Source organism: Pseudomonas sp. CM27, assembly GCF_013179515.1.
Taxonomy (GTDB): domain Bacteria; phylum Pseudomonadota; class Gammaproteobacteria; order Pseudomonadales; family Pseudomonadaceae; genus Aquipseudomonas.
The window spans coordinates 9,521-18,413 of record NZ_JABMCN010000107.1 but is presented as its reverse complement, the minus strand read 5'-3'; the positions used below and the strand labels follow the sequence as shown (position 1 = coordinate 18,413).

Below are 8,893 nucleotides of genomic sequence, written 5' to 3'. Positions count from 1 at the left end.
GTCCAGGTGCTCGAACAGGAAGCGGTAGTTGATCTCGCCGGTGCCTGGCTCGTTGCGGCCGGGGTTGTCGGCCAGCTGGATATGGTTGATCAGCTTCAGGTTGGTTTCCATGGTGCGAGCCAGGTCACCTTCCATGATCTGCATGTGGTAGATGTCGTACTGCAGGAACAGGTTGTCGCTGCCCACTTCGGCCTGGATTTCCAGGGCCTGCTGGGTGGTGTTCAGGTAGAAGCCCGGGATGTCGCGGGTGTTGATCATTTCCATGACCAGGCGGATCCCGGCGGCCTTGAGCTTGTCGGCGGCATACTTGAGGTTGTCGACGAAGGTTTTGCGCACGTCGGCGCACTGCAGGCCTTGCGGGCGAATGCCGGCCAGGGCGTTGACCTGGGTGTTGCCGAGCACCTTGGCGTATTCGATGGCCTTGTCGACCCCGGCGCGGAACTCTTCGACGCGGTCGGGGTGGCAGGTGATGCCACGTTCGCCCTTGGCCCAGTCGCCCGCCGGCAGGTTGAACAGCACCTGGGTCAGGCCGTTGGCGTCCAGCTGCTGCTTGATTTCGGCGGCGCTGAAGTCATACGGGAAAAGGTACTCGACGCCGCTGAAACCAGCGTCTGCGGCAGCCTTGAAGCGGGCCAGGAAGTCCTGTTCGGTGAACAGCATGGACAGGTTGGCAGCGAAGCGAGGCATGGTTGTCTCCTTGCAGAATAGAGCCCCCGGCCGTGCTGGCGCGGGGGCGTCAGGCAATCAGTCGAGCATCGAGATCGCGGTAGGCGCGTCGTTGCCGACCAGGGCCAGGTCTTCGAACTCGTTGACCGCGTTGATCTCGGTACCCATCGAAATGTTGGTGACACGCTCGAGAATCACTTCGACAACCACCGGTACGCGGAACTCTTCGGCCATCTTCTGCGCCTTGAGCAGGGCAGGGGCGATTTCGGCCGGCTCGAATACGCGGATGGCCTTGCAGCCGAGGCCTTCGACCACGGCTACGTGGTCCACACCGTAGCTGGCGGCGTCGGTCGAGTTGATGTTCTCGAACGCCAGTTGTACACAGTAATCCATGTCGAAGCCACGCTGCGCCTGGCGGATCAGGCCCAGGTAGGCGTTGTTCACCAGTACGTGGACGTATGGCAGGTTGAACTGCGCGCCCACTGCCAGTTCTTCGATCATGAACTGGAAGTCGTAGTCACCCGACAGCGCTACAACCTTGCGCTTCGGATCGGCTTTCACCACGCCCAGGGCTGCCGGGATGGTCCAGCCCAGCGGGCCGGCCTGGCCGCAGTTGATCCAGTGGCGTGGTTTGTACACGTGCAGGAACTGCGCGCCGGCAATCTGCGACAGGCCGATGGTGCTGACGTAGCAGGTGTCTTTGCCGAACACCTGGTTCATTTCTTCGTACACGCGCTGCGGTTTCACCGGCACGTTGTCGAAGTGGGTCTTGCGCTGCAGGCTGGCCTTGCGCTGCTGGCAGTCTTCCAGCCAGGCGGCACGGTCTTTCAGCTTGCCAGCGGCTTTCCACTCGCGGGCCACTTCGAGGAACATGTCCAGCGCCTTGCCAGCATCGGAAACGATACCCAGGTCCGGGGTGAACACGCGGCCAATCTGGGTCGGTTCGATGTCGACGTGCACGAACTTGCGGCCTTCGGTGTAGACGTCGACGGAGCCGGTGTGGCGGTTGGCCCAGCGGTTGCCGATACCGAACACCAGGTCGGATTTCAGCAGGGTGGCGTTGCCGTAGCGGTGCGAGGTCTGCAGGCCGACCATGCCGACCATTTGTGCGTGGTCATCCGGGATGGTGCCCCAGCCCATCAGGGTCGGGATCACCGGTACGCCGGTCAGTTCGGCAAACTCGACCAGCTTGTCGCTGGCGTCGGCGTTGATGATGCCGCCGCCGGCTACCAGCAGTGGGCGCTCGGCGTCATTGAGCATGGCGAGGGCTTTTTCGGCCTGAACGCGAGTGGCGGACGGCTTGTTGACTGCCAGTGGCTCGTAGGCGTCGATGTCGAATTCGATTTCGGCCATCTGCACGTCGAACGGCAGGTCGATCAGCACAGGGCCTGGGCGGCCGGTACGCATTTCGTAGAAGGCCTTCTGGAAGGCGTAAGGCACCTGGCCTGGCTCCAGAACGGTGGTGGCCCACTTGGTGACCGGCTTGACGATGCTGGTGATGTCGACAGCCTGGAAGTCTTCTTTGTGCAGACGCGCACGTGGGGCCTGGCCGGTGATGCAGAGGATCGGGATGGAGTCGGCAGCGGCACTGTACAAGCCGGTGACCATGTCGGTGCCGGCCGGGCCGGAAGTGCCGATGCACACGCCGATGTTGCCTGGGTTGGCACGGGTGTAGCCCTCGGCCATGTGCGAGGCACCTTCGACGTGGCGAGCGAGGACGTGATCGATGCCACCGACTTTCTTCAGGGCCGAGTACAACGGGTTGATGGCAGCCCCTGGGATGCCGAACGCGGTATCTACACCTTCACGGCGCATGACCAGAACGGCTGCATCGATTGCTCTCATTTTGCTCATGGGTTGTGCCTCATCGATTTTGTAATTGTATACAACTTGCTTTGCGACAGAGTGTATTCACGCCTGACGGTTTAGGTCAATGGGTTTTCATCGGGTCAGCTGGCTTTCGTCTGAGCGCCCGTGAAAACAGGGGTTTGCGCTATCGCATACGATCATTTGAAAATATTGTATACAAAAATGCCGTTCGTTGTGTTCTATTTGTGTGATCGGTTTTCAACTGCCCTCAGGGCTTCTCACAACAAGAAGAGGACCTTTTGCATGAATGCTTTGAACCTGAAACTCGCCGTCAGCCTGGTCAATGCCGCGCTGGCAGCGGGCCGCAAGATCAACGCCGCGCCGCTGACCGTGGCGGTGCTGGATGCCGGCGGGCACCTGCTGGCGCTGCAGCGCGAGGATGGTGCCAGCCTGATCCGGCCCGAGGTGGCCACGGGCAAGGCCTGGGGGGCGATTGCACTGGGCAAGGGCTCGCGTTTGCTGGCACTGGATGCACAGCAGCGTCCGGCGTTCTTTGCTGCGCTTAACGGGTTGGGGGAACGGCCAGTGGTGCCGGCACCGGGTGGGGTGCTGATTCGTGATCAGGATGGCAAGGTGCTGGGTGCGGTAGGGATCAGCGGCGATACGTCGGATATCGACGAGCAGTGTGCGATCAGTGCGATCGAGGAGGTGGGGTTGCGGGCGGATGCGGGTGTAGCAGCTTAAACCTTTATTGCCTGTTCTGGCCTCCTCGCCGGCAAGCCAGCTCCCACAGGGACACCACAGTCAGATCTGTGATGGCCCTGCGGGAGATTGTATGGTTTTCTGCAAGCTGGCTCCCAGAGGTGCTTCACCGATCTTCAGGTCTGTGGAGGACCTGTGGCAGCTGGCTTGCCGGCATGGGCTGCAAAGCAGCCCCACTGGCCCTGTCAGGCCACCTCTGGCTCACAACCCTTGAGCACCATGCGAATGATGGTCTCGGCCGCCGCATCATAATCACTGTCAGCCAGCTTGGCCTTGCCGGTCACTGCCGAAATCTGCCAGTCGAAATCCGCGTACGTCTGCGTCGCTGCCCAGATGCTGAACATCAGGTGGTGGGCATCGACGTGGGCGATCTGCCCGCGGTCGATCCAGCGCTGGATGCACTCGATATTGTGACGGGCCTGTTCGTTCAGCTGTTCCACTTGGTTCGGCGACAGGTGCGGCGCGCCATGCATGATTTCGCTGGCAAACACTTTGGACGCATGGGGCAGGTCCCGCGAAATGCGAATCTTCGAGCGAATGTACGCACTCAGCACTTCTTTCGGATCGCCGTCGGCATTGAACGGCGTGGATGCCTGCATGATCGGCGCGATGATGCTCTCCAGGACCTCGCGGTAGAGGTTGTCCTTGGACTTGAAGTAGTAATACACGTTCGGCTTGGGCAGGCCGGCCTTGGCCGCGATATCGCTGGTCTTGGTGGCGGCGAAGCCCTTGTCGGCGAATTCCTCGCTGGCCGCGCGCAGGATCAGTTCCTTGTTGCGCTCGCGAATGGTGCTCATGGTCAGGGATCTTCCTCGTGTCTGGCCACCTCTAAGAGGGATCGGGCATGGTAGCACCGGGCTCGACGGGCGCTCAAGGCAGCGGCTTTGGGCTAGACTCCCGCTCATTCACACATTTGGAAACAGCTCAACATGGCAGGAAGCAGTCTACTGGTACTGATCGACGACATCGCCACCTTGCTGGACGACGTTTCGCTGATGACCAAGGTCGCGGCAAAAAAGACCGCAGGTGTATTGGGCGACGACCTGGCGCTCAATGCCCAGCAGGTCACCGGAGTGCGTGCCGACCGCGAACTGCCGGTGGTATGGGCGGTGGCCAAGGGCTCGCTGGTGAACAAGGCCATCCTGGTGCCGGCGGCGTTGCTGATCAGTGCCTTCATCCCCTGGGCGGTGACGCCGTTGCTGATGCTGGGCGGGGCGTACCTGTGCTTTGAAGGCTTCGAGAAGCTGGCCCACAAGTTCTTGCACAGCAAGGAGGATGACGCGGCGCAACACGAGGCACGCAAGGAGGCGGTGGCGGATGCCAGTGTTGACCTTGTGGCCTTCGAGAAGGCCAAGATCAAAGGCGCGGTGCGCACTGATTTCATCCTGTCGGCGGAAATCATCGCCATTACCCTGGGCATCGTCGCCGACTCGCCGCTGCCCCAGCAGATCATCGTGCTGTCGGGCATCGCCATTGTCATGACCATTGGCGTTTACGGGCTGGTCGGCGGCATCGTCAAGCTGGATGACCTTGGGTTGTGGATGACTACCAAGGCATCGCGCCTGGCGCAGGGGCTCGGCAACGGCATCCTGCGGGCGGCGCCATACATGATGAAGAGCCTGTCGGTGATCGGCACCGCGGCCATGTTCCTGGTAGGCGGCGGGATTCTGGTGCATGGCATCGCGCCTTTGCATCACGCCATCGAGGCGTTCAGCGAAGGGCGCGGCGGGGCGCTGACCGGGGCGTTGCTCAACGGCGTTGCCGGGGTGGTGGCCGGTGCCGTGGTGCTGGCAGTGGTGGCGGTGGCCGGCAAGCTTTGGCGGCTAGTGCGGCCGGCCAGCTAGTGCGCATGGCCGGGGCGTTGCCCCGGTTCGCGGGTAAACCCGCTCCCACAGGTGCAGCGCCTGCATTGAGCCCGGCGCGGAACTTGTGGGAGCGGGTTTACCCGCGAATGGGCCGCAAAGCGACCCCCGCAATCAGGTCAGAAGTGCACCTTGACCAGGAAGCTCATGGTGTTCTGGTCAGTGGTAAAGGCATCGCTGTCCTTGATGCCGTACTTGTTCTTCCAGTAGTCGTACTCGACACCCACGTACAGCTGTTTCTCGCCCAGGTGCAGCGCCTTGCCCAGGTCATACTTGATCTGCGGGTTGAAGTGCAAGTTGGCCTGGTAGGTGCCGCGGCGGTTCTCGTCATTGTCCACCACCCAGTCCATGAAGCCATCGATCAGCACGTCGGAATCGCCGACCGGGATGGTGTACGACCATACCGGGGTGATCTGCCACACGTTGTCGCCGGCGCGGCTGCCATCGGTGGTGCGGTTGTAGAAGTTCAGCTGGAAGTAGTCGAAGCCGGGGATGGCCAGGTCGAAGCCGGGGCCGATCAGGTAGCTTTCGGTGTCACCCTCGCCAAACTCGTAGGTCATCGCCAGCAGCACGTCCTTGACCGGGCCGAATTCCAGCTTCTGGTCGAAGATCTTGTTGAACGACAGGCGCGGGCTGATCTCGCCGTAGTAGGTGTTCGGGCCGTTACCTGCGTCTTTCTGCCCCTGGTAGAAGATCTTGTCGACAAAGATGAAGTTGTCGCCGTATTTCCAGCCGTCAGCGTGCTCGAAGGTGACCGTCTGCTGGATCGCCGGGTTGACCTTGAAATTCTTGCCCCACAGGTAGGTCAGGCTGTTGTTCTGCCACTGCAGCAGGTCGTCGGCTTGGGTGGCGCCGCAGGCCAGCAGGCCGCCGGCGAGGATCAGGCTATTGATGGTACGCATCGCGAGTGTCGCTCCCTTGGTTGATCTGTTGTCAGCGCTCGGTGGTGGCGCTGTTCTTGTCTTTTGGGTCAGCTTTTTTCGATAGGCCACAGCTGTTTGGCAAGGGTTGGGCCAACTTTTCCGGGTTGGCAAAACCTTCCTGCTCGACTTCGTTCTGAACGGATGAAAAGGGTCTTTCAGGCTGGCAACACGTTGGCCAACCGCCCGTATTCATTGACTGAGCGGTCAGTAAACGCAGGCAGAATCCGTTCTGCCCTGATCGAGGGGGCGCGCAGATTACTGGCTTGCGCGCCGGGCCTCAAGTGCTCCGTCCTGGAGCGGGGTGATACAAACTTGTGCGTTTGGTCAACTTTCTAGAAGTGTACCTTGACAAGGGCACTGGCGACGCTCTGGTTACTGTCCAGGTTACCGCGGCTGTCGATGCCGTATTTGTCCTTCCAGTAGCTGTATTCAAAGCCGACATAAAGCTGTTTGGCGCCCAGGTTCAGCGCCTTGCCCAGGTCGTATTTGACCTGCGGGTTGATGTGCAGGTTGGCGTGATAGGTGCCGCGGCGGGTCTGGTCGTTGTCGGTGACCCAGTCCAGGTAGCCGTCGATCAGAATGTCTGACCTGCCCACGGGGATGGTGTACGACCAACCGGGGGTGATCTGCCAGACATTGTCACCGGGGCGGCTGCCCTCGGTGTTGCGCACGTAGAAGTTGAGGGTGAAGTAGTTGAAACCGGGGATGTCCAGGTCGAAGCCGGGGCCGATCAGGTAGGCCTCGTTATCGCCCTCGCCACGCTCGTAGGTCATGGCCAGCAACACGTCCTTGATCGGGCCGAAGGCAAGCTTCTGGTCGAAGATCTTGCCGAACGACAGGCGCGGGCTGAACTCGCCGTAGTAGGTGGTCACGCCTTTGCCCGGGTCGGGCTTGCCGTTGTAGAAAATCTTGTCGACGAACATGAAGGTGTCGCCGTACTTCCATTTGTTGGCGTGCTCGAAGGTCACCGTCTGCTGGATGCTCGGGTTGACCTTGAAATCCTTGCCGTACAGGTAGGTCAGGCTTTCGCCGTGCCACTGCAGCCATTCGCCAGCGTGAGCGGGGAGGGTGGCCAGCAGGCTGCTGCCCAGCAAGAGACTTGATGCGATGCGTTTCATGTTGTGGTTCCCGGACTTATTGTTTTTGTTGGGTTTTTTTGGCGCGCAGGCGCCCCGGGCGGCCCATTCCGGCGGGCCGACGGTGTTGCGATCAATGCAAAGGGGAGAAAGGGCGGCGTTGCGCCGCCCTGCGACTCAGTGCTGGTGACAGGCGTCGTTGTGCACAGCGCGATCGGCGCCACCGAGGATGTTGAACAACACGTTCAACACCAGGGCACTGACCGTGGCCATGGCAATACCGCTGTGGGTGATGGGTTCCATCCACTGCGGCATCTGCGCAAAGAACTCCGGACGCACCACGGGGATCAGCCCGAAGCCGACACTCACGGCAACCAGCAACTGGTTGCGGCGGTCGCCGATGTCCGCTTCCTGCAGAATCTTGATCCCGGTGGCGGTGACCATGCCGAACATGGCAATGGAGGCGCCGCCCAGTACGGCAGGCGGGATCGAGGCAATCAGGAAGGCCGCCTTGGGCAGCAGGCTCAGCACGATCAGCAGTGCACCGGCGACGATCGTGACAAACCGGCAGCGCACCCCGGTCATCTGCACCAGGCCGATGTTCTGGGCGAACGAGGAGTGGGTGAAGGTGTTGAAGAACCCGGCGATAAACGATGCACCGGCATCGCACAGCAGGCCGCGACGCAGCATGCCTGGGGTAACTTCGCGATCGGTCACCTTGCCCAGGGCCAGGAACATGCCGGTGGACTCGACGAAGATGATCACCACCACCAGGCACATGGACAGGATCGGCGCCAGGCTGAAGGTCGGCATGCCGAAGTGCAGTGGGGTTACCACTTGCACCCACGGTGCGTCGCTCAGGCCGGACAGATCGACCATGCCGATGGAACCGGCCAGGATGTAGCCCAGGCCCATGCCCACCAGCACCGACACGTTGACCCAGAAGCCACGCATGAAGCGGTTTATCAGCAGGATTACCGCCAGCACCAGGCCGGCTACCATCAGGTAGATTGGCGAACCGAAGGCTTCCGCTTCATGGCCGCCACCGGCCCAGTTGACTGCCACCGGGAACAGTGACAAGCCAATCGAGGTGATCACCGTGCCGGTGACCAGTGGCGGGAAGAAGCGTACGACCTTGGACATGAACGGCGCGATCAGCATGCCGAAGAAGCCGGCGGCGATGGTTGCACCGAAAATCCCCTGCAGGCCTACGCCCGGCATGCCGGCCATGGCCACCATGCTGCCGACGGCAGCAAAACTGGCACCCATCATCACCGGCATGCGGATGCCCACCGGGCCGATACCGAATGACTGGATAATGGTGGCGACGCCGGCGACCAGCAGGTCGGCGTTGATCAGGAAAGCGACTTCTTCACGGGACAAACCGGCGGCCTGACCGATGATCAACGGCACAGCGATTGCGCCACCGTACATCAGCAGGACGTGTTGCAGGCCAACCAGTATCAGTTGGAACAAGGGCAGAGGTTCTCGCGGCGGCGCAACAGGGATGTACGCCTTGCGTGACTCGGACATGCAGCACCTCGAGTTTTGTTTTTATTCTCGGATCCAAGCGGCAGGCCCAAGCGGCAGGCTCCCGGTGAAGAGAGCCTGGAATTCCCGCTTGAGTCTGAACGCTCGATGCTAGCTTGTTGCGTATGGCTTGAAACCGAGGCCGGCAATACCGGCCTCTTCGCGGGTGAACCCGCTCCCACAGGAGCGGCGAGATCCCGAGAGTTGTGTATCAGTTCACCGGGGCGCCTTTGGCGATCCAGTCACCGACCAGCTTGCGCTCTTC

Annotated in this window: 8 protein-coding genes; 2 read left to right on the top strand and 6 right to left on the bottom strand. The window is 61.4% G+C overall.

The window, feature by feature from the left end:
• A partial coding sequence (gene hyi / locus HP547_RS14990; RefSeq protein ID WP_172286698.1) for a hydroxypyruvate isomerase occupies positions 1–687 on the bottom strand: 687 nt, incomplete at its 3' end.
• Positions 688–744: 57 nt separating this feature from the next.
• On the bottom strand, positions 745–2,520 hold the full coding sequence (gene gcl / locus HP547_RS14985) for a glyoxylate carboligase (protein WP_172220446.1): 1,776 nt from the start codon (positions 2,518–2,520) through the stop codon (positions 745–747).
• Positions 2,521–2,778: 258 nt separating this feature from the next.
• Here gcl and HP547_RS14980 point away from each other — a divergent pair, with 258 nt between their 5' ends.
• Complete coding sequence (locus tag HP547_RS14980) at positions 2,779–3,219, top strand: heme-binding protein (protein ID WP_172220443.1); 441 nt, start codon at positions 2,779–2,781, stop codon at positions 3,217–3,219.
• 203 nt (positions 3,220–3,422) lie between these two features.
• On the opposite strand, the gene HP547_RS14975 is transcribed toward HP547_RS14980, so the two are convergent.
• Positions 3,423–4,034, bottom strand: coding sequence for a TetR/AcrR family transcriptional regulator (locus HP547_RS14975; RefSeq protein ID WP_014590197.1), 612 nt, complete (start codon positions 4,032–4,034; stop codon positions 3,423–3,425).
• Between the two features lie 132 nt (positions 4,035–4,166).
• Here HP547_RS14975 and HP547_RS14970 point away from each other — a divergent pair, with 132 nt between their 5' ends.
• Complete coding sequence (locus HP547_RS14970) at positions 4,167–5,081, top strand: DUF808 domain-containing protein (RefSeq protein WP_172286697.1); 915 nt, start codon at positions 4,167–4,169, stop codon at positions 5,079–5,081.
• A gap of 137 nt (positions 5,082–5,218) precedes the next feature.
• On the opposite strand, the gene HP547_RS14965 is transcribed toward HP547_RS14970, so the two are convergent.
• The 3 genes from HP547_RS14965 to HP547_RS14955 form a co-directional block, all read right to left on the bottom strand.
• Positions 5,219–6,001 carry an outer membrane protein OmpK gene (locus tag HP547_RS14965; protein ID WP_172220437.1) on the bottom strand — a complete coding sequence of 261 codons (783 nt, stop codon included), beginning with the start codon at positions 5,999–6,001 and terminating at the stop codon, positions 5,219–5,221.
• Between the two features lie 353 nt (positions 6,002–6,354).
• Positions 6,355–7,140, bottom strand: a complete 786-nt coding sequence (locus HP547_RS14960) for an outer membrane protein OmpK (RefSeq protein WP_172220434.1) — start codon at positions 7,138–7,140, stop codon at positions 6,355–6,357.
• Between the two features lie 135 nt (positions 7,141–7,275).
• Positions 7,276–8,631 carry a nucleobase:cation symporter-2 family protein gene (locus HP547_RS14955; RefSeq protein WP_172220431.1) on the bottom strand — a complete coding sequence of 452 codons (1,356 nt, stop codon included), beginning with the start codon at positions 8,629–8,631 and terminating at the stop codon, positions 7,276–7,278.
• Between the last annotated feature and the right edge of the window lie 262 nt (positions 8,632–8,893).

Excerpts from the sequence above, each read along its gene's own strand:
- gcl (WP_172220446.1), bottom strand. The coding sequence starts at position 2,520 with ATGAGCAAAATGAGAGCAATCGATGCAGCCGTTCTGGTCATGCGCCGT.
- HP547_RS14980 (WP_172220443.1), top strand. The coding sequence starts at position 2,779 with ATGAATGCTTTGAACCTGAAACTCGCCGTCAGCCTGGTCAATGCCGCG.
- HP547_RS14975 (WP_014590197.1), bottom strand. The coding sequence starts at position 4,034 with ATGAGCACCATTCGCGAGCGCAACAAGGAACTGATCCTGCGCGCGGCC.
- HP547_RS14970 (WP_172286697.1), top strand. The coding sequence starts at position 4,167 with ATGGCAGGAAGCAGTCTACTGGTACTGATCGACGACATCGCCACCTTG.
- HP547_RS14965 (WP_172220437.1), bottom strand. The coding sequence starts at position 6,001 with ATGCGTACCATCAATAGCCTGATCCTCGCCGGCGGCCTGCTGGCCTGC.
- HP547_RS14960 (WP_172220434.1), bottom strand. The coding sequence starts at position 7,140 with ATGAAACGCATCGCATCAAGTCTCTTGCTGGGCAGCAGCCTGCTGGCC.
- HP547_RS14955 (WP_172220431.1), bottom strand. The coding sequence starts at position 8,631 with ATGTCCGAGTCACGCAAGGCGTACATCCCTGTTGCGCCGCCGCGAGAA.